This is a genomic window from Paraburkholderia sp. EG304, assembly GCF_046543485.1.
Taxonomy (GTDB): domain Bacteria; phylum Pseudomonadota; class Gammaproteobacteria; order Burkholderiales; family Burkholderiaceae; genus Paraburkholderia; species Paraburkholderia youngii.
Window position 1 is genome coordinate 212,446 of sequence record NZ_JBKGUA010000009.1, and the last position, 22,394, is coordinate 234,839.

The 22,394-nt window shown below is 62.1% G+C and carries 17 protein-coding genes and 3 pseudogenes; 5 read left to right on the forward strand and 15 right to left on the reverse strand.

What is annotated here, in order from left to right:
- Positions 1–11: 11 nt before the first annotated feature.
- The 3 genes from ACLFKU_RS13950 to ACLFKU_RS13960 are packed head-to-tail and all read right to left on the reverse strand — an operon-like array spanning position 12 to position 5,368.
- Positions 12–3,197 carry an efflux RND transporter permease subunit gene (locus ACLFKU_RS13950; RefSeq protein WP_368582331.1) on the reverse strand — a complete coding sequence of 1,062 codons (3,186 nt, stop codon included), beginning with the start codon at positions 3,195–3,197 and terminating at the stop codon, positions 12–14.
- A gap of 43 nt (positions 3,198–3,240) precedes the next feature.
- Entirely contained in the window at positions 3,241–4,467 is a 1,227-nt protein-coding gene (locus tag ACLFKU_RS13955) for an efflux RND transporter periplasmic adaptor subunit (protein ID WP_410849475.1), read from the reverse strand.
- A 34-nt stretch (positions 4,468–4,501) separates the two neighbouring features.
- Complete coding sequence (locus ACLFKU_RS13960) at positions 4,502–5,368, reverse strand: alpha/beta hydrolase (RefSeq protein ID WP_368582329.1); 867 nt, start codon at positions 5,366–5,368, stop codon at positions 4,502–4,504.
- 173 nt (positions 5,369–5,541) lie between these two features.
- On the opposite strand from ACLFKU_RS13960, the gene ACLFKU_RS13965 reads away from it, so the two are divergent.
- A complete protein-coding gene (locus ACLFKU_RS13965) occupies positions 5,542–6,546 on the forward strand; it encodes a LysR family transcriptional regulator (RefSeq protein WP_410849476.1) in 1,005 nt (334 codons plus the stop codon).
- Positions 6,547–6,756: 210 nt separating this feature from the next.
- Positions 6,757–7,059, forward strand: a complete 303-nt coding sequence (locus tag ACLFKU_RS13970; RefSeq protein WP_410849477.1) for a DUF4148 domain-containing protein — start codon at positions 6,757–6,759, stop codon at positions 7,057–7,059.
- 271 nt (positions 7,060–7,330) lie between these two features.
- Here ACLFKU_RS13970 and ACLFKU_RS13975 read toward each other — a convergent pair whose 3' ends face one another.
- The 5 genes and pseudogenes from ACLFKU_RS13975 to ACLFKU_RS13995 form a co-directional block, all read right to left on the reverse strand.
- On the reverse strand, positions 7,331–7,996 hold the full coding sequence (locus ACLFKU_RS13975) for a DUF799 domain-containing protein (protein WP_410849478.1): 666 nt from the start codon (positions 7,994–7,996) through the stop codon (positions 7,331–7,333).
- Between the two features lie 10 nt (positions 7,997–8,006).
- Positions 8,007–8,375, reverse strand: a complete 369-nt coding sequence (locus ACLFKU_RS13980; protein ID WP_410849479.1) for a DUF4810 domain-containing protein — start codon at positions 8,373–8,375, stop codon at positions 8,007–8,009.
- A gap of 71 nt (positions 8,376–8,446) precedes the next feature.
- A pseudogene (locus ACLFKU_RS13985) lies at positions 8,447–9,127 on the reverse strand (CsgG/HfaB family protein).
- Between the two features lie 58 nt (positions 9,128–9,185).
- Positions 9,186–9,377: pseudogene (locus ACLFKU_RS13990) on the reverse strand (ShlB/FhaC/HecB family hemolysin secretion/activation protein); the annotation flags it as partial.
- Positions 9,314–9,544, reverse strand: a complete 231-nt coding sequence (locus tag ACLFKU_RS13995; RefSeq protein ID WP_410849480.1) for an ESPR-type extended signal peptide-containing protein — start codon at positions 9,542–9,544, stop codon at positions 9,314–9,316. The gene ACLFKU_RS13995 and the pseudogene ACLFKU_RS13990, both read right to left, overlap by 64 nt.
- Before the next feature lie 289 nt (positions 9,545–9,833).
- On the opposite strand from ACLFKU_RS13995, the gene ACLFKU_RS14000 reads away from it, so the two are divergent.
- On the forward strand, positions 9,834–10,814 hold the full coding sequence (locus tag ACLFKU_RS14000) for an aldo/keto reductase (RefSeq protein ID WP_152851549.1): 981 nt from the start codon (positions 9,834–9,836) through the stop codon (positions 10,812–10,814).
- Positions 10,815–10,901: 87 nt separating this feature from the next.
- On the opposite strand, the gene ACLFKU_RS14005 is transcribed toward ACLFKU_RS14000, so the two are convergent.
- The 4 genes from ACLFKU_RS14005 to ACLFKU_RS14020 form a co-directional block, all read right to left on the reverse strand.
- Positions 10,902–11,807: a cation diffusion facilitator family transporter gene (locus ACLFKU_RS14005; RefSeq protein ID WP_368582321.1), complete on the reverse strand. Its 906-nt coding sequence runs from the start codon at positions 11,805–11,807 to the stop codon at positions 10,902–10,904.
- Positions 11,808–11,979: 172 nt separating this feature from the next.
- Positions 11,980–16,818, reverse strand: coding sequence for an NAD-glutamate dehydrogenase (locus tag ACLFKU_RS14010; RefSeq protein WP_410849481.1), 4,839 nt, complete (start codon positions 16,816–16,818; stop codon positions 11,980–11,982).
- A gap of 198 nt (positions 16,819–17,016) precedes the next feature.
- On the reverse strand, positions 17,017–17,889 hold the full coding sequence (locus tag ACLFKU_RS14015) for an alpha/beta fold hydrolase (RefSeq protein WP_410849482.1): 873 nt from the start codon (positions 17,887–17,889) through the stop codon (positions 17,017–17,019).
- A complete protein-coding gene (locus ACLFKU_RS14020) occupies positions 17,886–18,923 on the reverse strand; it encodes a M14 family zinc carboxypeptidase (RefSeq protein WP_368582318.1) in 1,038 nt (345 codons plus the stop codon). The genes ACLFKU_RS14015 and ACLFKU_RS14020 overlap by 4 nt, the downstream gene beginning before the upstream one ends.
- Positions 18,924–19,116: 193 nt before the next feature.
- Here ACLFKU_RS14020 and ACLFKU_RS14025 point away from each other — a divergent pair, with 193 nt between their 5' ends.
- Together ACLFKU_RS14025 and ACLFKU_RS14030 are read left to right on the forward strand one after the other, a co-directional pair.
- The gene (locus ACLFKU_RS14025; protein WP_410849483.1) at positions 19,117–19,686 is read left to right on the forward strand and encodes a hypothetical protein; all 570 of its coding nucleotides are present in this window, start codon (positions 19,117–19,119) and stop codon (positions 19,684–19,686) included.
- Positions 19,687–19,862: 176 nt separating this feature from the next.
- Positions 19,863–20,132 carry a hypothetical protein gene (locus ACLFKU_RS14030; RefSeq protein WP_410849484.1) on the forward strand — a complete coding sequence of 90 codons (270 nt, stop codon included), beginning with the start codon at positions 19,863–19,865 and terminating at the stop codon, positions 20,130–20,132.
- A gap of 90 nt (positions 20,133–20,222) precedes the next feature.
- On the opposite strand, the gene ACLFKU_RS14035 is transcribed toward ACLFKU_RS14030, so the two are convergent.
- The 3 genes and pseudogenes from ACLFKU_RS14035 to ACLFKU_RS14045 form a co-directional block, all read right to left on the reverse strand.
- Complete coding sequence (locus ACLFKU_RS14035) at positions 20,223–20,708, reverse strand: hypothetical protein (protein ID WP_410849485.1); 486 nt, start codon at positions 20,706–20,708, stop codon at positions 20,223–20,225.
- Positions 20,709–20,717: 9 nt separating this feature from the next.
- Positions 20,718–21,158 (reverse strand): annotated as a pseudogene (locus ACLFKU_RS14040) (M35 family metallo-endopeptidase); the annotation flags it as partial.
- Between the two features lie 434 nt (positions 21,159–21,592).
- Positions 21,593–22,012 (reverse strand): hypothetical protein, encoded by a 420-nt coding sequence (locus ACLFKU_RS14045; protein WP_410849486.1) that lies wholly within the window; start codon positions 22,010–22,012, stop codon positions 21,593–21,595.
- Between the last annotated feature and the right edge of the window lie 382 nt (positions 22,013–22,394).

Below are 22,394 nucleotides of genomic sequence, written 5' to 3' on the forward strand. Positions count from 1 at the left end.
TTGTTTTCTCCTCAGGCGTCCGTAACGGGCGCGCCATAGCGCGGCGCATCCTTCTGCGCGACGTGTATCGTCCCGCCCGCGAGCGAACGCAGCACCACATAGAACACCGGCGTCAGCATCAGGCCGAACAGCGTGACGCCGAGCATGCCGAAGAACACCGCGACGCCCATCGCGTGACGCATCTCCGAGCCCGCGCCGCTCGACAGCACCAGCGGCACCACGCCCATGATGAAAGCGATCGACGTCATCAGAATCGGCCGCAGACGCAGACGGCTCGCTTCGATCGCGGCCTGCAGCGGACTGCGTCCATCGTGTTCGAGCTCACGCGCGAACTCGACGATCAGAATCGCGTTCTTCGCCGACAAGCCCACCAGCACCATCAAACCGATCTGCGTGAAGATGTTGTTGTCGCCGCCGGTGAGCCACACGCCGGTCAGCGCGGACAGCACGCTCATCGGCACGATCAGGATCACCGCGAGCGGCAGCGTCAGGCTTTCGTACAACGCCGCGAGCACGAGGAACACGAGCAGCACGCTGATCGGGAACACCCACAGGCCCGCGTTGCCGGCGAGGATCTGCTGATACGTGAGGTCGGTCCATTCGAGCTTCACGCCGCGCGGCAGCACTTCGGCGGCCACGCGCTCGGCCGCGGCCTGCGCCTGTCCCGACGAGAAGCCGGGCGCCGGGCCGCCGTTGATGTCGGCCGCCGTGTAGCCGTTGTAGCGCACCACCATCTCCGGCCCGTAGGTCGGTGTCACCGTGACGAGCGACGACAACGGCACCATCTCGCCGGCCGCGTTGCGCGTCTTCAGTTGCAGGATGTCGTCGGCGCGTTGACGGAACGGCGCATCCGCCTGCACACGCACCTGATACACGCGGCCGAAACGGTTGAAGTCGTTCACGTACAGCGAGCCCAGGTAAATCTGCATCGTGTCGAACACGTCCGTCACCGGCACGCCGAGCTGCTTCGCCTTCACGCGATCGAGATCGACGTTCAGTTGCGGCACGTTGATCTGATAGCTGGAGAAGGTCGGCCCGAGTTCGGGCGTTTGCGCCGCGCGCTTCACGAATGCTTCGGCAGCTTTGTTCAGTTCGGCGTAGCCGACCGCGCCGTGATCCTCGAGCTGCATCTTGAAGCCACCGAGCGTGCCGAGCCCGAGCACCGGCGGCGGCGGAAACACCGCGACGAACGAGTCCTTGATCGCGCCGTACTGCTGGTTCAATGCACCGGCAATCGCGCCCGCCGACAGCTTCTTGTCGCCGCGATCCTTGAACGGCTTCAGCGTGACGAACACGATGCCCGCGCTCGAACTATTCGTGAAGCCATTCACCGACAGACCCGGGAACGCCACCGCGCTTTCGACGCCCTGCTGCTTCAGCGCGATCGAACTCATATCGCGGATCACCTTCTCCGTGCGATCGAGCGACGCACCGTTCGGCAACTGCGCGAATGCGATCAGATACTCCTTGTCCTGCGCGGGCACGAAGCCGCCCGGCACGATCCGCGCCATCAATACGGTTGCACCGACGAGGATCGCGTACACCGCGAGCATCGCGCCCTTGCGGCGCAGCACGCCGGTCACGCCGCGGCCGTATGCTTCCGAACCACGATGAAAGACCTTGTTGAAACGCTTGAAGAAGCCGCCGAGCACACGGTTCATCACACGTGTCAGCCAGTCCTCCTTCTCGCCGTGGCTGCGCAACAGCAGCGCGGACAACGCCGGCGACAGCGTCAGCGAATTGAACGCCGAGATCACCGTCGAGATCGCGATGGTCATCGCGAACTGCTTGTAGAACTGGCCCGTGAGACCCGTCATGAACGCGAGCGGCACGAACACGGCGACGAGCGTCAGCGCAATCGCGATGATCGGCCCGCTCACTTCGCGCATCGCCTTGTAGGTCGCATCGCGCGCACTGAGCCCGCTTTCGATGTTGCGCTCGACGTTCTCCACCACGACGATCGCATCGTCGACGACGATACCGATCGCGAGCACCATGCCGAACAACGACAACGCGTTGATCGAGAAACCGAACGCGAGCAGCAGCGAGAACGTGCCGACGATCGACACCGGCACCGCGATCAACGGGATGATCGACGCGCGCCACGTCTGCAGGAACACGATCACGACGATCACGACCAGCGCGATCGCTTCGAGCAGCGTGTGGATCACCGCCTCGATACTCGAACGCACGAACTGCGTCGGGTCGTAGACAATCCGGTATTCGACGCCGGCCGGCATGTCTACCGCGAGCTCCTTCATCGCCGCGCGCACCTGCTCCGAAATCGCGAGCGAGTTCGCGCCCGGCGCCTGATTGATCGCGAGCGCAACCGCGGGCTTGTTGTCGAGCAACGAACGCAGGCCGTATTCCGAAGCCGCGAGCTCAATCCGCGCGATATCACGCAGATAGGTCACGCCGCCATCGGGCGCGGTCTTCACGATGATGTCGCCGAATTCGCTCTCGGTCTTCAAACGGCCGCGCGCATTCACCGACAACTGCAGTTGCGTGCCGGGCACCGACGGGGATGCACCGATCACACCGGCCGCCACCTGGATGTTCTGCTCGCGAATCGAGTTGACGACTTCAGTTGCGGTGAGACCGCGTTGCGCGACTTTCTGCGGATCGAGCCAGATACGCATCGCGTAGTCGCCCGAGCCCCACAACTGCACTTCGCCGACGCCCTGGATCCGCGCGAGCCGATCCTTCACGTTCAGCAGCGCGTAATTGCGCAGATACGTCATGTCGTAGCGATCGTTCGGCGAGATCAGGTGCACGACCATCGTCAGCGTCGGCGAACTCTTGATCGTCGTCACGCCGAGCCGCTGCACGTCTTCCGGCAGACGCGGCAGCGCCTGATTGACGCGGTTCTGCACGAGCTGCGTCGCGAGGTCGGGATTGGTGCCGAGCTTGAAGGTGACCGTCAGCGTCAGATTGCCGTCGCTATTCGCCTGCGACTGCATGTACAGCATGTTCTCGACACCATTGATCTGCTCTTCGAGCGGAGCTGCGACCGCCTCCGCGATGACCTTCGGATTCGCGCCCGGATACTGCGCGTGCACCACCACCGAAGGCGGCACGACTTCCGGGTACTCGGAGATGGGCAGCTTGAACAGCGAGATGATGCCCCCAAGCAGGATCAATACCGATAGCACGCCTGCAAAGATCGGGCGATCGATGAAGAATTTGGATATGTTCATTGGAAGCTCTTAACTTTGGAACATGCGCGTTGGAACACGCGGCTCACGAATTGCCCTTCGCGCCGGTGTCCGCCGCCGCCTTGCCGTGCGATTGTGCGAGCGCTGCGCTGTTCGGGTCGTCGTCGGTCGTCATCGGCACCATGTGCGCGCGCACCGCATCGCCGGGGCGCACACGCTGAACGCCGTTGACGACGATGCGGTCGCCCGCCTTCAAACCGTCCTTGACGACGCGCAGATTGCCCTGCATCGAACCGGTTGTGATCTCGCGATAAACCACGTGGTTGCCTTGATCGACGACCAGCACGAACTTCTTGTCCTGGTCGGTGCCGACCGCGGCATCGTCGATCAACAGTGCCGGATGCGGGGCGCTGCCGCCCACCTTGACGCGCGCGTAGAGGCCCGGAATCAGCGCGCCGTCCGCGTTGTCGAACTTCGCGCGCACGCGGATCGTGCCCGACGACGTATCGAGGCGGTTGTCGACCGACTCGATCGTGCCGCTGCGCGAGTAGCCGGATTCATCGGCGAGACCGAGTTCGACCGGCACCTTGCCGCCGTCCTTCGCGCGGCTCAGGTATTGCAGATAGGTCTGCTCGTCCGCGTCGAACGATGCGTAGATCGGCGACACCGACACAAGCGTGGTCAGCGGCGCGGAGCTCGCGCCGGCCGACACGACGTTGCCGACCGTGATCTCCGCGCGCGACACGCGGCCCGATACCGGCGCGACGATCTTCGTATAGCCGAGATTGATGCGCGCGGTTTCGAGCGCGGCTTGCGCGGCCTTCAGGTTCGCGCTCGCCTCGCGCGCGGCGTTCTGCTTCTCGTCGTAGTCGCGCTTGGCGATCGCGTTGTCGACGATCAGCCGTTGCGCGCGTTCCCAGTCGCTTTGCGTGTAGCCGGTGCGCGCCTGCGCGGCCGCGAGCTGCGCTTCCGCGCGATCGACTTCGGCCGCGTACGGACGCGGATCGATGACGAACAGCGTGTCACCCTGCTTCACCAGCGCGCCGTCCTTGAAGTTGACCGACACGATCGTGCCTGGCACCTGCGAACGCACGTCCACTTTCTGAACGGCTTCGAGACGGCCCGAATACGACTGCCAGTCGGTGATGGTCTTCTGCACGACGGTCGCCACGTCGACTTCCGGCACGATGGTCGGCGCGGCCGGCGAACTGGCATCCACACGGATCGCGCCGAACGTGCCCAGCCCGGCAAGAACGACGACCACTAGCGCGGCAAGCGCCACGCGGCGGCGGGAAAGAGGAAGGATAGTCATGTGTAGCTCCCGGTATCGTTGATTGAATTTCTGTTTATCGATGAGCGCGCGCATCGAAGCGCCACTGGAAAAAGCGCACCGCTTCCTGCAAAGCGGGCGGATGATCGGCGAGCGCCGCGTGCGACACGCTCGGGAAGCGCACCACCTGGGTCTGCACGCCCGCGTCGATCAGATTGCTTGCATACTTTTCGGCCTCGACATGCAGCACGTCGTTCTGCGCGGTCGCGATCAGCGTGGCTGGCAACCCGGCGAGCCGCGACGATTCGAGCGGCGCCGCATACGGATGCATGCGCTGCGACGCTTGCGGCAGATACGCGCGATAACACGCGGCGCACTCGCGCGCGGTGATGTCCGAACCGAGCCGCTTCTCGTCGCCAAGCCGCGTCAGGCTCGGGTCGAGCATCGGACCGAACAGCGCCTGCGCGCTGATCTGCACGTCGCCACGATCGCGCGCAATGAACGCCAGACAATTGGCGAGTTGGCCGCCCGCGTCATGGCCCGCCACACCGATCTTTCTGCTATTGCCACCAAACGCTCGCGCCCGCGTCTGCACCCACAGCGCCGCGCGATGCGCATCTTCCGGCGCGGCTGGAAACGGAAACCGCGGCGCGAGCGAATAGCCGACCGACACCACCAGCGCCGGTAAGCGTTCTGCGAAATACCGCGCGGCGAAGTCCGCGCATTCGATCGAACCTTTCGTAAAGCCGCCGCCGTGAAAATAAAGCAATACCGGCAATGCGGTTTTTTTCGTCAGCCGATACAGGCGCAACGTAATGGGCTGAGCGTACCCGTCGATACCCACGTCGGTGACTTCAAGCGTTGCGTCATTGGCCTCAGCGTCAGTGTCTTCGGCGGAAACGCCGATGGAAACGGACGGGTACGGCGATTTGAATGCATCCATGTCGAGCCGCGCAAATGCGCATAGAACTTCAATGGTGCGAATTGTGGGTTCAGCAGACTCGCAAATAAATGCCTATAATCCGGCAACACAATTCGGTGCCTTTGAACAATCCCATTGCGATTGTTTTTGCGGACGATTCCCGCCTGCGCACCCGCCCCTACTGGAGGTTTGCAATGGACCGGCTTCAGGCCATGCAAGTGTTCACACGTGTCGTCGACACCAACAGCTTTACCCGCGCAGCGGAGACGCTCGACCTGCCGCGCGCATCGGTTACTACGATTATTCAGAATCTCGAAGCGTTTCTCGGCACGCGGCTGATGCACCGGACCACCCGCCGTCTGTCGCTCACGCCCGATGGCGCCGCGTACTACGAGCGCTGCGTGCGCATCCTCGCTGACGTCGAAGAGACCGAGGCGAGTTTCCAGAGCGGCAACAAGAAGCCGCACGGCAAGCTGCGCATCGACATGCCGGGCTCGATTGGCCGTCTGCTCGTGATTCCGGCGCTGTGCGAATTCCACACGCGCTATCCGGACATCGATCTGCAACTGGGCCTGACCGACCGGCCCGTCGATCTGCTGCAGGAAGGCGTGGATTGCGTGGTACGCGTCGGCGCGCTGCAGGATTCGTCACTGGTCGCACGCCGCATCGGTCTGTTCGAGGGCGTGACCTGCGCGTCACCCGAGTACATCAAACGCGCGGGCATGCCCACTTCGCTCGAGGATCTCGAGAATCACAAAGCCGTCAACTACTTCTCCAGCCGCACGGGACGAACACTCGATTGGGCGTTCCTCGTGAACGGCAACGAGGTGGAAGTGAAAATGAAGGGGATCGTGTCGGTCAACGACGCCGACGCTTACGTGACCTGCGGACTCGAAGGCTTCGGTCTGATTCAGCCCGCGCTCTTTATGGTGCTGCCGCATCTGCGCTCGGGCCAGCTCGTCGAAGTACTGCCGGAACTGAAACCTTTGCCGATGCCGATTTCGGCAGTCTATCCGCACAGTCGTCATCTGTCGCCGAAAGTCCGCGTTTTCGTAGACTGGATTGCGGAGCTGTTCGATCGGTGCCCGTTGCTGAGCGGACGCGGCAGTCTCGACGCCACCTGCACGAAGCGCACGTTCGAGCAGCGCGAGTCCGCGCCGGCACTCGACACGCCGGTGATGTCAGAATGGGTCGCCTGAAGTACGCTAATTGAAACAGTGAATTCCAGCCGCGGCGCCAATGCCGCGGCAACCGAGCAATCGCACGGCTCCTGTAAGGCTCGCTCGCGATTGTTCCTGAATCGCGACAATTCATTTCGCAAAACCGCGATTTATCCGCGACGCGTCAACGTCTACATTTCACCCTGTCGCAGCGCCATCACGCTGCCAATGAATCGACAGGAGTGAATCATGAAACGCAATCTGTTGGCAGGCCTCGCCCTTTCGCTGCTCGTCAGCGTTCCGGCATTTGCGGAAGGCGGCAGTATCGGCCGTGCAGGAACCTATGACACGCGACCGGCGCCGAGCGCGAGCACGAAGACCCGCGCCGAGGTCAAGGCCGAACTGGTCGCCGCGTATCGCGACGGCTCGCTGCCCTCGCTGAATCGCACCTCGTATCCGAACAAAGGCCTGATCGGCCAGACACAGGCCGCGCGCATCGCGTTGCAGGAAGGGACGAACGGCGAAGTGACGCGGGTCGCGAAGGGCCAGTAACGAGTTAGCAGAAGTTGATTCGGAAACCGGCGCGCCTGCCGCACGAGAAGCGCGCGCCTCTTCATCAAGGAGCACATCATGACACCCTCGGAACTCGATAACTGGGATACCGATACGCCCGTGTGGACGCCGTATCGGCCGGTACAGCGTTGAGTGTTGGCTTTCTGTCGTTCTCGGCACTCGCCGTTATGCGCCCGCGAAGTGGCTTCGCGGGCGCATTTGCATTGAAGCGATCGAAAGCGCAAGCCGTTTTTTGCTGACCTAGGAGCGTTCAATCGGTGCCGTATTTGGGTGAACGTGGCCCGTACAGCAGTCCGTTCGGCGGCCCGGCATGCAGAAGCCGATAGCTCGTCACGCCAGCGATATCGTGGCCCTTGTCCGTCAGCGAATCCGCAATCTGCTTGACTGCAGCCGTGACGAGCATGCCGATCAGGCCACCTCCAGCATAGTTGTTGCCCTCGTTGCTGTTGGCGCTGGCACTACCCTGCCATAGCACGTCACCGCTCTTGAGATCGACCAGCCGGGCGGATGCCGTGACGACTGTCGCACTGTCGACGACGTGGTACACGGTACCGTACTGCGTGATCTTCGAATACAGGGCCGCGTCGGCACCGAAGATTTCGCGCAGCTTCGCAGGCGAGGTCGCTTCGATCTCCGCCGCCATGGTCAGGCCGTTCTGCCTGAACGTTTCATCCATCACCGCCACCGGTATCACGTAGTAGCCAGATTCGGCGAGCGGCATCGTCATCTGCGAGAGCATGCTGTTGGTCGCCTGTACGTCCGCCGTTTCGTTGGTCGGGGGCAGCAACAGGATCGAGTGCGGCCGGCTGTTTTTGAACGCCGTGTAGTCGGCGTGCTTCACAGGTTGCGCGCACGCGGCCAGCAGTGCGACCGTCGACAGCGCAAACCAGAGTCTGAAGGTAAGTATCTTGGACATGGTGGCTCGCTCAGGGCTGTTTCGGCTTCTTCATCAGGAAGTCCATGTAGGTCGAGGATTCCGGAAACAGCTGCTTCTCGGACGCGAACTCCTGCATGGCCTGGGTGTCGTTGCCGACACTCGCGTACAACATGCCCAGTTGTGCATGAAATCCGGGCGGCGGCGTATGCCCCTTGCCGCGGATGTCATGAAGGGACTTTTCGAGCGCCTCGATCTGCTCCTGCGGTGCCTTTTCTCCCTTCAGATAGTCGTACACGGCCGGCTGGTAGCCGGTCCATTGATAAAGCGGCTGGGGACTGTCCGCCGCGCATCCCGCGAGGAGCACGGCTGTCGTCGTTACTGGCAAATAGATTCCACGCATCATGCGGTTATGTTTCATCGTGAATCGCGTCATCATGTTGATTGCAGGTGCGGTTGGACGTGGATCGAACGCAATAGACCAGCACGCACTTACTGTGCGGCCTTGAGCGCGCCTGCATCGACCTGCTCGACCAGGTGATTGACGGCGTCCTGGATCGCCAGATCCAGCACCTTGCCGTTCAGTGTGGAGTCGTAGCTGGCGGTGCCGCCGAAACCGATGACTTCACGGTTCGAAAGGCTGAACTCACCCGCGCCCTGGCTCGACGCGACGACTTCGGATGTCGTCGTATCGACGACGTTCAGGCTGACCTTTGCATAGGCCACCTGATTCTTGCCGCGGCCGAGGATGCCAAACAACTGCCGGTCGCCAACTTCCTTGCGACCGAACTCCGTTACGTCCCCCGTGACGACGAAGCGCGCACCCTTGATCGACTGGGCCTTTTTGAGGAAGCCCGCTTCCTGGCGGATTTCGTCGAGGTTGGCGCGATCGAGCACATTGAAGCGGCCGCTCTGCTAGAGAGACGTGATCAGAATGGTCTTGGCCTGATCACCGAGACGGTCAACCCCGTCCGAGAAGATGCCGCGCATATAGCTCGAGCGGTTGTCGAACTGGCCGACTGAAATGCCGATGGCTTGGCCCACCGCTGGCGTCTGCGCGCTGGCGGCGGGCGGCACCGGTAGTGATCGCGACGACTCGGTTGCACATCCGTCCAGCGCCACCACGACGGCAACAGCCACGGTTCCCAGCGCATATGTTTTTGACGACTTCATTTTGTTTTTCCTCTTTGTTGAAACGACAGAAACCCCGATAGCGTCGGCGGCGAAAATTTCAGAATTGCGCGGTTGCGTGGAAACCCAATACGACGCGTGCGGCATCGAATCCGGCCGGCTTGTAGATCGGCGTGCCCGCGACCGCGTCATAGCTGTATGCACCGAGACGGGACGGCACAGAGCCTTTCACGCCAAACGCCGCGCCCGCGAGCTGCGTGCCCGCGAGGTTCGCCGCCGACGGTCCCCATAGGTGTGGTCCCGCATCGTTCTGTTGATGTGCGGGTACTGCCCCGCGAGCGAGGCAGAGGCTATCAATGGCAGAAGCGATAGCCTCTTGCTGATTTTCATCGTTTCTGCAACGGCAGTGAGCATACCCCGAAGCTTGCTGAACACAAGCCGATAACAACGGTTATTCATTGCTTATACCTGTGATGCCCGATGAAGCCATGCGCAATGCAACGGCATAAAAAGATTATCAAGGAGAGCAAATGGAGACTACGAGACAATTCCGAATTAGTCTGAATTTGTCGATATTTAACGATCGCAGTTATTCACCGCTTAACTGTCGTTCACGGCACTCGCCATTTGCATTGAAGCGATCGAAAGCGGCCGCGGCCCGCGACGACGCGCTTGCCGTCGTTTCCCTATAATCGAAGGTCTTTCCCTCGCAGCGGGTTTGTACGCTTCACCATAGGAGAGCAACACGATGGACTATGTGAAACTCGGCCGCACCGGCCTCGATGTATCGCGTCTCTGTCTCGGCTGTATGAGTTATGGCGTGCCCTCGCGCGGCACGCATACCTGGACGCTCGACGACGAAGCCGCGCGGCCATTCATCAAGCAGGCACTCGATCACGGCATCAACTTCTTCGATACCGCCAACGTCTACTCGGACGGCACCAGCGAGGAAATCGTCGGCCGTGCGCTGAAGGACTTTGCGAAACGCGATGAGATCGTGCTCGCCACCAAGGTCAATAGCCGCATGCATCCGGGTCCGAACGGCGCGGGGCTATCGCGCAAGGCGATCATGGCGGAGATCGATCACAGCCTGCGGCGGCTTGGTACCGACTATGTCGACCTGTATCAGATTCATCGCTGGGACTACGGCACGCCGATCGAAGAAACGATGGAAGCGCTGCACGACGTCGTGAAGGCCGGCAAGGCGCGCTATATCGGCGCGTCGTCGATGTACGCATGGCAGTTTGCCAAGGCGCTGCAGGTGGCCGAGCGCAATGGCTGGACCCGCTTCGTGACGATGCAGAACTACGTGAATCTGCTGTATCGCGAGGAAGAGCGCGAAATGCTGCCGCTGTGCGAGAGCGAAGGCATCGGCGTGATTCCGTGGAGCCCGCTTGCACGCGGACGCTTGACGCGCGACTGGGACACCGAGAGCGCACGCTCGGAAACCGACGAGTTCGGCCGCACGCTGTACGCGCAGACGCAGGAAGCGGATCGGCGTATCGTCGAGCGGGTCAGCGAGATCGCGAAAGAGCGCGGCGTGCCGCGCGCGCAGGTTGCGCTAGCGTGGGTGCTGCAGAAGAAGCCGATTACCGCGCCGATCGTCGGTGCGACCAAGCTGCATCATCTCGACGATGCGGTCGCGGCGCTGTCGTTGAAGCTCAGCGGCGAAGAGATTCAGCGGCTCGAAGAACTGTATGTGCCACATGCGGTGGCAGGGTTCAAATAAGCGCTTCGACGCATACAGGAGCCCAATTTGCACGGCCGGAACGGCCTGCGATCGCAGCGCAGGCCGTTTCGCCTCCTCTTCGTCAATTCAATTACGCGGCACATCCGGTTCGAAGAACACCCAGCGCACCTGAGGAAACGCGGCCTGCAAGTCGGCCTCGATAACATTGATCGCATCGACCATCGCGCGGCCGCTCGCATAGTCGATCATTTCCGCCTGCACCGCCACCACCACGTGACGTCCCCACTGCAGCGTGATCATATTGATCACGCTGCGAATCTCCGGACGCGCGCGCAGATGCGCGTCGATAGCGCTGCGCACCTCCGGGCTCGCCGACTCGCCGACGATCATCGACTTCACTTCACGCGCGACGAGCCACGCGATCGTCATCAGCAAGAGACCGACTCCGACCGAGCCGAGCGCGTCATACACGGGGTTGCCGGTCATCATCGTCAATAGCACCGCGACGAAGGCGATCGCGAGACCGAAGAGCGCGGCGATATCTTCGCCGGCCACGACCAGCAGATCCGATTCGCGCGTCTCGCGAAACCACTGCCACAGGTTTTTATCCGGGTACGTCTTGCGAATCTCCTTGATCGCGCCCCACAGCGATAGCGCTTCGAGCACCACCGACACACCGAGCACCGCCAACGCGACGAACGCATACTGCAACGGCTCGCGCGCAATCAGCCGATGCACGCCCTCATACACCGAAAACGCGCCGCCGACGAAAAACAGCAGCAACGCAACCAGCAGCGAATAGAAGTTGATTTCGCGGCCGCTGCCCATCGGATGCAAAGGGCTCACCGGCTTGCGCGCCTCGCGCAGCCCGAAAAGCAGCAGCAGTTGATTGCCGCAGTCGGCGGTGGAGTGAATCGCTTCGGCGAACATTGAGCCGGAGCCGGTGAACGACGCCGCGGCGAACTTGCAGACGGCGATGCCGAGGTTGGCGGCGAGTGCGTAGAAAATGGCTTTCGGCGATTCTTCTTTCATCTGCGGGCGGACGTCGGTGAGTGGGCTCGGTATTGTCGGCGATTGCACGACCGAAGCGATCGGCAAGCACTCGGTATTATGGACGACAACGACACGCCAGGCCGCAGGAATCGGACCCGACGCGTCGCCGTGCCGCCAGCGCCCCAACCGCCCTTCCCACCATTCGCGCGGCTCACGCCCGCTCGAGCGCGGCCATCTCCCGCACGACCACCAGCAGCACCGAAAGACTCGCGCCACCCGTCGCACGCAAATCGGTCAGCAAACGCGTATAACGCTCGAGCTGCGCCGCGCGTTTCTCGCGCCACGTTTGCACCAGCGAATCGGGCGTCGACGCATCGGTCGCGCCAGCCAACGCGCTCGTGGTCAGCGCGCGCTTGAGGCGGGCGAGTTCGGCGAGCGCCGATGCGCGCGCGAGCATGTCCCAGTGCGTCGGCGCCGGCAACGAAGCGGCGCGCTCGCTGATCCAGCTGTAGTTCAGCAGCGTGCCGAGCGCGAAGTAGACGCCCGCCACCTGTTCCAGACTGCGCTCGCATGTCGACGCGACTTCGGCGATATCGAGCAGCGCGGCCGACACCTCGCCGCTCGCGATCCGCACCGCGAGATCGCTATCGACACCCGCATCGACGAACGCCCGCTGCCGCTCCGACAATGCTTCGAGATCCGCGGCCGGCAACAGCGCCGGCCATTGCGGCGCGAGACGCTGCGCGGCATCGCGACAGCGCGCGAGCAGGCCGCTCACGTCGCCGTTGGCCGCGCCCGTTTGCAGATGCCGCAGGAACCACAGCGCCGAACGTTCGACGAGCCGCGCGACCTCCGCGAACATGCGCGCCTGCACGTCGTCCGCGACGCGGTTGTCGAGCGCGTCGATGCTGCGCCAGATCTGATCGAGATCGAACACGTCGCGCGCCATGATGCACGCACGCACGATGTCGCCGGGCTGCGCATCGGTCTCCTCCATCAGCCGATGCACGAACTCGCAGCCGACGCGATTCACGAGCGCATTGGTCAGATGCGTCGCGAGGATTTCACGGCGCAGCGGATGGCGCTGCATCGGCTCGCGGAAACGCTGCCGCAGCGGCTTCGGGAAGTACTCGATCAACATGTCGCTAACGAGCGGGTCCTCCGGCATCGACGATTCGAGCAGCGCGTCATAGAGCCACATCTTGCTGTACGCGAGCAGCACCGCGCGTTCGGGTGTCGTCAGTCCCTGCTTCGCGGCCGCGCGCTCGGCGACGTCTTCGTCGGTGGGCAGAAACTCGATCACGCGATTGAGCCGCCCAGCCTTCTCCAGATAGCGCATCAAACGGGTTTCGGCATCGAGCAGCTCGACGCCGAAGCGGCCCGCGATCGACAAAGCCTGGGTCTGGTAGTAGTTGTCCGTCAGCACCAACAGACCGACTTCATCGGTCATTTCCGCAAGCAGCGCATTGCGCTGCTTCTCCGTCATCTCACCATCGGCGACGACGAGACCCAGCAGAATCTTGATGTTGACCTCGTGATCCGAGCAATCGACGCCGGCGGAATTATCGATCGCATCGGTATTGATGCGGCCGCCGTGCTGCGCGAACTCGATGCGGCCGAGTTGCGTCAAGCCGAGATTGCCGCCCTCGGCCACCACCTTGCAGCGCAGGTCGGCACCGTTCACGCGGATCGCATCGTTCGCACGATCGCCCGCCTGCTGGTTGGTCTCGCGGCTCGCCTTCACGTAGGTGCCGATGCCGCCGTTATAAAGCAGATCGACCGGCGCCTGCAGAATCACCCGCATCAGCTCGGCCGGCGACAGCGCCGCCGCGCTGGTGCCGAGCGCCGCCTGCACCGCCGGCGACAGCGGAATCGTCTTCGCGCTGCGCGGGAACACGCCGCCGCCAGCCGAGATCAGCGACGGATCGTAATCCGCCCAGCTGGAGCGGTCGAGCATGAAGAGCCGCGCGCGCTCCGCCATGCTCGCGGCGGGATCGGGATTCGGATCGAGGAAGATATGGCGGTGATCGAACGCGGCGAGCAGCTTGATATGCGGAGACAGCAGCATGCCGTTGCCAAACACGTCGCCCGACATGTCGCCGACACCGACCACCGTGAAGTCCTGGCTCTGCGTGTCGATGCCCATTTCGCGGAAGTGCCGCTTGACCGACTCCCACGCGCCGCGCGCGGTGATGCCCATTTTCTTGTGGTCATAGCCGACCGAACCGCCCGACGCGAACGCGTCGTCGAGCCAGAAACCGTATTCCTGCGAGATTGCATTCGCGTAATCGGAGAACGTCGCCGTGCCCTTGTCGGCGGCGACGACCAGATATGGGTCGTCGGGGTCGTGCCGCACCACGTCGGGCGGCGGCACGACGTCGGTGCCCGCCAGGTTGTCGGTTACGTCGAGCAAGCCGCGCAGGAAGGTCTGATAGCACGCGACGCCTTCGCGCATCCACGCATCGCGCTCGCTCTGCGGCGGCGGATTCTTGACGACGAAGCCGCCCTTCGAGCCCACCGGTACGATCACGACGTTCTTCACCATCTGCGCCTTCATCAGGCCGAGCACTTCCGTGCGGAAATCCTCGCGCCGATCCGACCAGCGCAGGCCACCGCGCGCGACGCGCCCACCTCGCAGATGCACGCCCTCGACGCGCGGCGAATAGACCCAGATCTCGAACATCGGCTTCGGTTCGGGCAGGCCGGGCACCTGCGCGGGATCGAACTTGAACGACAGGTACGGCTTCGATTGCCCCTGAGCGTCATGGCGGTAGTAGTTGGTGCGCTTGGTCGCCTTGATCACGCCGAGGAACTGCCGCAGGATGCGGTCTTCGTCGAGATTCGGCACCTGGTCGAGTGCGCTGTCGATCGATTCCAGACAGGCGTTGACGCGGGCCTCGCGTACCGCGCCGAGCGCCGGATCGAAGCGCGCGACGAACAGGTCGACGAGCATGCGCGCAATCGCCGGATTGCCGGTCACCGCGCGTTCGATATACGCGTCGCTGAACGTCGATCCGACCTGGCGCAAGTACTTCGCGTACGCGCGCAGGATCGTCACCTCGCGCGCATTGAGCTGCGCGCGCAGCACGAGGCGGTTGAAGTCGTCGCTTTCGATCGTGCCGGTCCACACCTGCTCGAACGCCTGCTCGAACAGATCCTTGACCCGCTCGATGTCGAACTCGGTATCGTCCGCGAGTTCGAGGCCGAAGTCGTGGATCCACGCGGGCATCGCACCCGGCGCCTCGATCAGATAAGGCCGCTCCTCGTCGACGCGCACGCCCAGATGTTCGAGCATCGGCAAGCTGCGCGACAGCGCGATCGGCATGCCCGCGCGATACACCTTGAAGCGGAACGCCCGCGGTCCCGATTCGATCGGCCGGTAGAGGTTCATTGCGAGCCGCTCGCTGCCTTGCACGCGCTCGATCAGTTCGATATCGCGCACCGCCGTGCGCGCCGGATAGTCGTCGCGATAGCCGGCCGGAAACGAATCGGCGTAGTGCTGCAGCAAACGGTTGCCCTGCTCTTCGCCGTACGCGTCGAGCAATGCGTCGGCCAGATCGTCCTGCCAGCGCCGCGCGACCTGCACGAGGCGCGCTTCGAGCTCGCGCGTATCGACGCTCGGCATGCCACCGGCTTTGGCATGGACGACGAAATGAATTCGCGCGAGCGTCGACTCCGACAGCAGCGGCGTGAATTCGACGTTCTCACCATTGAATGCGTCGGCGAGCAGGTTCGCGATGCGTTGCCGCAGATCGGTGTTGTACTTGTCGCGCGATACGAACACGAGGCACGACACGAAGCGATCGAAGCGATCGCGCCGCACGAACAGCCGCGTGCGCTGATGCTCCTGCAAACGCAGCACGCCGAGGGTGGTGTCGTATAACTGGTCTTCGTCGGCCTGGAACAATTCGTCGCGCGGATAGGTTTCCAGCACCGTGACCAGCGATTTCGCCAGATGACCTTTCGGCAGGAATGCGGCACGTCTGACGATATTCGCGCATTTGCGCCGCACGATCGGAATCTCCGCGGCCGACACGAAATAAGCGGTCGACGTATACAGGCCGATGAAGCGCCGTTCGCCCGTCACCTTGCCATCGGCGCCGCTCAGCTTGATGCCGACATAGTCGAGATAGCCCGGCCGGTGCACCGTGGCGCGCGAATTGGCCTTGGTGAGGAAGATCGGCGACGAGCCCGAGATGATCTCCGCAGCCGCCGGCGGCAACGGCGTGACGTCAGGCGCACCACCCGCCCCCTGTGCATCGCGCAGAATGCCGAGACCGGAGCCCGCCACCGCCCGCAAACCATAGCCGCCATCGAGCTGCACCAGTTCGTAATCGCGCTGGCCGAGGAACGTGAAATGATCGGCGACCATCCATTCGACGAACGCACGCGCTTCGACGCCCTCGGGACCGGTCTCGCGCGCCTTCATATCCTGAATCGTCTGCTTCGCGCGTTCGATGATCTTCGGCCAATCTTCGACCGCCGCGCGCACGTCGCCGAGCACGCGGGCGATATCGTCGCGCAACGCATCGAGTTTTGCGGCATCGCCACAACGATCGACTTCGAAATGGATGCACGAGGTCAGATGCGAGCGCGTATCGCCGGCTTCTTCGGCGCCCTGGCTCACGCGCGCGATGCTGCCGTCCGCCGCGCGCCAGATCCGAAACACCGGATGCACGACCGAATGCAGCGCGAGCCGATGGCGGTTCACCGTCATCGAGACCGAATCGACGAGGAACGGCATGTCGTCGTTGACGATCTCGATCACCGTGTGATCGGAGTGCCAGCCATGCTGTTCGAGGATCGGGTTGTATACGCGCAGCCGTTGCTCGCCCGGCACGAAGCGCTGCGCGGTCTGCCAGTGGGCGAGCGCCGCGCCGTACAGATCGGCGATCGAGCGGCTTTGCAGATCGCCTGCGTCGACGAAATCGTAGTAATGCCGCAGGAAGGGTTCGACGATATTGAAGGTCGGTTCCGGCAACCGCCCCCGCGCAAATTCGACGACATCGTTCAGCAGGTGCGTGACGGCTTCTTCGTTCTTTGCTTGCATGATCGACTCCCCTGGCTGGCGGCAATGGTGAGTATCGCGTGATTCGCAGGCAACGTCTGACTTGGAATTATGCGCCTGCCGTGTGCGATGCGTCCGTTTCGCGAAGTCAGGTAATACCCGCTGACGGGCCGTCGAAGATTCGTCACAGTTGGGTTGGAAAGGGTCGCGTCGCTGCGGCGCGGCAATGCCGTGCGCGGCTCAACGCGCGGACCTGGCCGGTGCGGGTCCCGGCGCCGCCGCATCGCTGTCTTCGGCACGCCGAGTGAGCCACGCGCGAATCTGCGCGGCGGTCCACGCGGGATCGTCATGCGGCAGATCGTGGCCGGCCCACGGATGCTCGCGATGCGGCGCGCCCCACGCCGCCGCGAGCTTCGCCGAACAGACCGGGTTCACGAGCCCATCGGCCGCCGACGACAAAATCAGCACTGCACACCCCGGCGCGGCGGGCGCCGCGCTAAAGCGGGCGGCCGCCCACAATTGCCGCAGCGCATTCGCGCGGCTCACCGGTGCGCTGCGGCGGATCGTGGTCCAAGCGGCGAGATCCGCGCCCAAGGTGTCGAGGTTGTTGCACGTGAGGCGATGGATGCCGCTCTCGGCATCGGCCGCATCGCTCCAGTGGGCGGCGACGCCGAGCAGACCCAGCCACGCCGACGGCCGCAGCCGCTCATGCATGCGGCTGAATGGCCGCATGCTCGTATTGATCAGCACCAGCCGTTCGATTTCGCCGGGATGACGCTGCGCCCAGTCGGTCGCGACCATGCCGCCGAGCGACATCGCGATCACGTTGTAGGGGCCCGGCACGCCCGTTTCGCGCGCCGCCTGCCGCACGAAGGCGACGATGCCCGTGACGCTCGCGGGCGCGCGCCGCCGCACGTATTCACCGTTGCCGGGCAGATCGAGCAGCAGCAAACGGACGCCGGTCGCGGTCGTTGCGGTGGAAGTTGCGGTTGTCGTCGGATCGGACAAGCTATCGTCCGGGATCTGGCTCAGGGTTTCGCGCAACGCCGCCGGCAGGCGCCCCCAATGCCGCGTTTCGCGCGTCAGTCCGCGCAGCAGGATCCATGTGCTCATTCGCGATCCGGCCTGTACCAGTGGTCGAGCGCGCTTTGCAGCAACCGCTCGCGCTGGTTGCCTTGCGGCAGCCAGCGCTGCGACGAAAACGCCGCGCGCGCGAGGAAGTCGAACAGGTTCGCGTGCCGCCGCAGCACGCGCGCGGTGCGATGCTCCATGACCGGATTGAACATACCCTGCCGCGAAAACAACTGGCGCGGGTTTTTCTTGATCCACAGCCACGAACCGAGTTCGAGCGTCATCGGCAGGAAGATGTTCGGCACCGGCGTACGGTCGTACGCGTAGTCCCACAGATCGCCGTGCAGCAGATACTGATGGCTTTGCGGCTCGAACGTGTAGCCGTGATGCGGATGCGCGTGTTCGAACATGCTCTTCAGCATGTACATTTCGGGCAGATGCGGCATCTGTTGGCGGGTTCGCGCGTACGGAAACCAGATGCTGTCGCTCCAGCCGTAGCCGGAATGGCAATCGAGCGCGATGCTCAGCGGCCGCGCGGCGAGTTGCGTTTCCACTACTTGCAGCAGCGCGGCCGCCTCGACTTCCATCGGCTCGCCCGCGCGGCCGCGATACCAGGGCAACCACGCGCCGACACGCTGGCCGCCCGCAAGCAGAGGCACACGAGCGTCGGCGTTTTGCGGTGCGTTGCGCATCAGGTCGACACCGCGCGGATTGGCGCGCGTCGCAGCCCACATGCCGCCGGGATTTGCGATTGGTAAAAAGATCAACCGGATGGACTGCAATTCACGCACCAGCAGTTCGTCCCATTCGAGCCGCGCGAGCAGCGAGCGCATATAGTCGAGCACGAGTTGCGAGCCGATTCGCTCGAGCCCGTGAATGCCGCCGAAAAAGCCAATGGCCGGCGCGAGCGGATCGGATGAACCGATGCTTGCGGTGTAGATGGAAAAGCGCCGGCCGCGTACTTCGGTTTCGCAGATCGCGCGGATTTCGAAGCTCGCCTTGCCCTGGTCGAGGATTGACTTGAGATCTTCATATTCGGCAAAACTGTCCGGAAGGAAGCTCAAAGGAGTCGGCATGACGGCGTGACCGGGGTGTCGGGATTTTTAAGGGCGGCCGGAAAAGTCGCACTATAGCCTGGCTGCATGTCAGTACGCGCGGGCGCCCAGCGCATTGGCAGTGGCGCAAGATCGAGTCTGGCGCCGCGGCGATGAGTGGTTGGGTGTCGCAGATGGGTGGGTCGTGCCGCGATTTTTAGAAAGAGATGGGCAGATGCAAACGGTAGACGCAGATGGCGAACGCTTTGGATTCGTCGACATCGACACCAAGCGTGTCGGGAAAGGTGCGCAGTGGCCATGCTGTTGCTCGTCCCATGACGAGCAGCAAGACGTCGAGGTCCAGTGCTCTGGCAATGGCGCGCAACGTACTGACTTAGCGTTGCTCGGCCTCGTCGCAGGCGTACCCGTCACTCACGATCTGGACACGCCCGATTGCCGCAGCGTGACCAATGCGGCCGAGGCTGTCGTAGCGGCAGTACTCGCAGTAACGGGCAGGCAGCGTCCAGCCGTGATCGTCTATCGCGACAGAATGGGACGGTTCGACGGGCTGCTTGTAGGCGACGGAGACGCGTTCGCGGGGTATCTCCCACTTGATGGCGCACGTTCGTATGACGAAGCGCTTGCGTTACTCCGTACGCACGCGCGGCGCTGCGCGCGTCAGTCGCGCAAAACATCGGGCCTCGCTAATGCCCCTGGCGCGTTCCCCCCCAAAAAAACCGCCTCAAAGAGGCGGCAAAGGCAATGCAATTCGCGAGACCAGCCAGTCATCAAAGCAACTGGCTGACCGATCATCATACAGACCGGTGCCGCAACGGGCATCGGCCTATTCTGACTTGCGTTTGAGAGGGGTACTCACCTGACCCATAGCAGCGGTTCGCACAGGAGCAGGCACGCATTTTTGTGCGTCAGAACGCCTGCTGGAACCCTATGGGCTTTGCAGAGTTAGCCATTGCAAAGCCCATGAGAGTACAAGCCGTACCAATGCGGGAACGCGGCAAGGAGCGGCGCAAGCGCGACATCGAAGCAGCCGAGCCGGTTACCGGTGATCTCGCCATCAATCACGAACAGTCCGCGCAGTACAAGCGGACCAGCAAGCTCGCGAACTTCCAGCCATCCGGCGCGGCAGACGCACAACCCCTGCCCGTTGCTCGTGTTGAACTGAGCTGGATGGGGTCGAACGGCTTCGTGCTGACCGGCATCGAGTTCATCGGCGACATGGCCTATGCGTAGTGGTGGTGCCGGTTCGTCGCGTGACATGGCGTCCGGTCTGCCACGACGCACCGCCCAAATGAAAGCCCCGCCGAAGCGGGGGGTAGTTCCCTACTTGATAACTTTTGTAGTTGGTGTCACGCGCGGATCGTCACATAGTCGTTCGCATCCGCCTTCACATATCGGGACAAGCGTTACTGATATCTGATCGAGCGTCGCGTTGCCTTTGTCATCAATATCGGGTTCCTTGATGAGTCTCGTATCAACCCAAATATTTCCTTCTTTTATGCCAAGTTGGACCAGATAGCTCTTAAGGATCGCTGCTCGCTTTTCTGCTATAGCCTTCGGGCTGCTCTCCTTCACATACCCGCCCGCGTAGACAATGCCTCTAATTTCGACGTTCGGCCATAGCCTCGCAGCAAGCACCATGTTCGCAATCTTCATGCGATCTATATTTGAAATTTCCGCGGAATCGAGAGGCAAGCTACTTGTCATATCCTCTGAAACGGTGCACGCACTTGCACCACCTGCGGCGGAAAAAAAGTAAAAAACCAGGAGATAGAAGACTATCAGGAAGAGAGAATTCTTTTTTAGCACGAAATTTCCTTAGTCCTTGAATCCTACGTAACACGCCAAACTGTCTGCATTCCGGATAGCTTTGGCTGGATTATCTTGCGCCCAGAATGAAAGTCCAATGGTGACACCGTACATATCATCGGTTGAATCGAATACATCAGTGAAATGGGTGCATTCGTGAATCAGCGTCAAGACTTGGCAACCGTGCCACAGTTGCGAACGTGGCGAAGTGCAAAAATGTGGGTATATCGCAATGATGCGCCTTGCTGAGTCGGGCTTACAGACCGAAGCATCGGTTGCGCCGTTATCTGGAAAGACGGTGCAAGTGACGTTACGTTGTTTTTGCTTGTCCCAGCGAACGATATTTTCTGGCTTTAAATTCTGCATAACTTGTAGAAGCCTTGGTAATCCTGCTTGCAATATGCCATACGTAGCTTCGTCGGCTCGGCCGAACCATTTTTTTGCACGATCCTGCTCGCTTGCATCTCATTTCGCTAATGCTGCGATTCGTGCTTTAATCAAATCAACGGCCTCGTCTCGCGATTTAATGATTGAATCGCGAAACTCTTTGTTACTCATATTCGAACAAATCGGCGTCGGATCGAGAGTAACAGCGATGTTCGAATCAGGGTTTGTGTTTGTTACTGCCGTGTCGTGAACAACGGTCCATTCTGTATTCTCTGACATATCTATTTTTCGAAATTCAGTTTGATGCTTGTGATGTAGTGACACGCTCGGTTTGCCCGAGCGCGTTTGTCGTTCCTGTTACATCAGTTCGCCGTCAACGACGATCTGGTAGTCGTAAGTCCGCGAGCGCGCAGCCAGCCTCATCGAGCGACGTAACGCTGCCCGTGGAAGTGCGGTCCCCATCCGCCAGGAGTCGATCAAACATACTCACCTACTGTTCAATGGGCCACCTCAAGCCTTAACGCCCGGCTACCATTCGTCACTATCCGGTGCGTGCGCCCACTCCAATCCGTTACGCCGCTAGCTAGCACGGTCGAGCCAGTACGCACGCGATAGCGGACATTCGCGAGCGGTTGTGCGTTGTCGTCTCGAAGCGTGAACTGCTCATCGAAACGCATCTGTGCGCGTCCACGACAGTTGCACGCCCATGCGTAACCCAAAGCTTCGGCCATGGCGTAACCGGATTTCATCTTGCGAACCCTGTCAAACGGAAAGAACTCGCCGGTTTCGGCGTTCAGGGCCTGTGCGTGCGGCATCGGCGGGAAGTTTGAGTAGATCGAATAGGTGATACGGCAAAGGTCGCATTCTTCCTCGACCGTCCAATCCGTCCCACTGCTTTGCTGTTTCAGTTGTTCCATTGCACTCCTCGACAGTTTTCAGGCGACGCTACGAGAATTGACCATCGAAACGGACCACGGTCAACCGCATTAATTCGGGATAAGCCCGTTTTGACAACTATTTACGACTGTGTCGGGTATCTCGATTTCTATTGCATATTCCTGCTGGCGCAGGATGAAAGAATGGCAACATTGAATCGCCTTTATCGTCAGAGATTGAACGCAGTCAGTGCTTCGTTGAGGACGGATTCGTAACGGCCACTCTGTCGTTCACGCCTCGCGCCGCGTCCGCGAGAAGCACCGCCGTGCCGTCTGCTTAGAGCCGCCGGCTCGGAAGCTCGTTGGTGGCGTCGAGCCAAGGGCCGTGAAAAGCTCCAATCAAAAGGAGCCGCCATGACGGCGC

Excerpts from the sequence above, each read along its gene's own strand:
- ACLFKU_RS13950 (WP_368582331.1), bottom strand. The coding sequence starts at position 3,197 with ATGAACATATCCAAATTCTTCATCGATCGCCCGATCTTTGCAGGCGTG.
- ACLFKU_RS13955 (WP_410849475.1), bottom strand. The coding sequence starts at position 4,467 with ATGACTATCCTTCCTCTTTCCCGCCGCCGCGTGGCGCTTGCCGCGCTA.
- ACLFKU_RS13960 (WP_368582329.1), bottom strand. The coding sequence starts at position 5,368 with ATGGATGCATTCAAATCGCCGTACCCGTCCGTTTCCATCGGCGTTTCC.
- ACLFKU_RS13965 (WP_410849476.1), top strand. The coding sequence starts at position 5,542 with ATGGACCGGCTTCAGGCCATGCAAGTGTTCACACGTGTCGTCGACACC.
- ACLFKU_RS13970 (WP_410849477.1), top strand. The coding sequence starts at position 6,757 with ATGAAACGCAATCTGTTGGCAGGCCTCGCCCTTTCGCTGCTCGTCAGC.
- ACLFKU_RS13975 (WP_410849478.1), bottom strand. The coding sequence starts at position 7,996 with ATGTCCAAGATACTTACCTTCAGACTCTGGTTTGCGCTGTCGACGGTC.
- ACLFKU_RS13980 (WP_410849479.1), bottom strand. The coding sequence starts at position 8,375 with ATGAAACATAACCGCATGATGCGTGGAATCTATTTGCCAGTAACGACG.
- ACLFKU_RS13995 (WP_410849480.1), bottom strand. The coding sequence starts at position 9,544 with ATGAATAACCGTTGTTATCGGCTTGTGTTCAGCAAGCTTCGGGGTATG.
- ACLFKU_RS14000 (WP_152851549.1), top strand. The coding sequence starts at position 9,834 with ATGGACTATGTGAAACTCGGCCGCACCGGCCTCGATGTATCGCGTCTC.
- ACLFKU_RS14005 (WP_368582321.1), bottom strand. The coding sequence starts at position 11,807 with ATGAAAGAAGAATCGCCGAAAGCCATTTTCTACGCACTCGCCGCCAAC.
- ACLFKU_RS14010 (WP_410849481.1), bottom strand. The coding sequence starts at position 16,818 with ATGCAAGCAAAGAACGAAGAAGCCGTCACGCACCTGCTGAACGATGTC.
- ACLFKU_RS14015 (WP_410849482.1), bottom strand. The coding sequence starts at position 17,889 with ATGAGCACATGGATCCTGCTGCGCGGACTGACGCGCGAAACGCGGCAT.
- ACLFKU_RS14020 (WP_368582318.1), bottom strand. The coding sequence starts at position 18,923 with ATGCCGACTCCTTTGAGCTTCCTTCCGGACAGTTTTGCCGAATATGAA.
- ACLFKU_RS14025 (WP_410849483.1), top strand. The coding sequence starts at position 19,117 with ATGCAAACGGTAGACGCAGATGGCGAACGCTTTGGATTCGTCGACATC.
- ACLFKU_RS14030 (WP_410849484.1), top strand. The coding sequence starts at position 19,863 with ATGAGAGTACAAGCCGTACCAATGCGGGAACGCGGCAAGGAGCGGCGC.
- ACLFKU_RS14045 (WP_410849486.1), bottom strand. The coding sequence starts at position 22,012 with ATGGAACAACTGAAACAGCAAAGCAGTGGGACGGATTGGACGGTCGAG.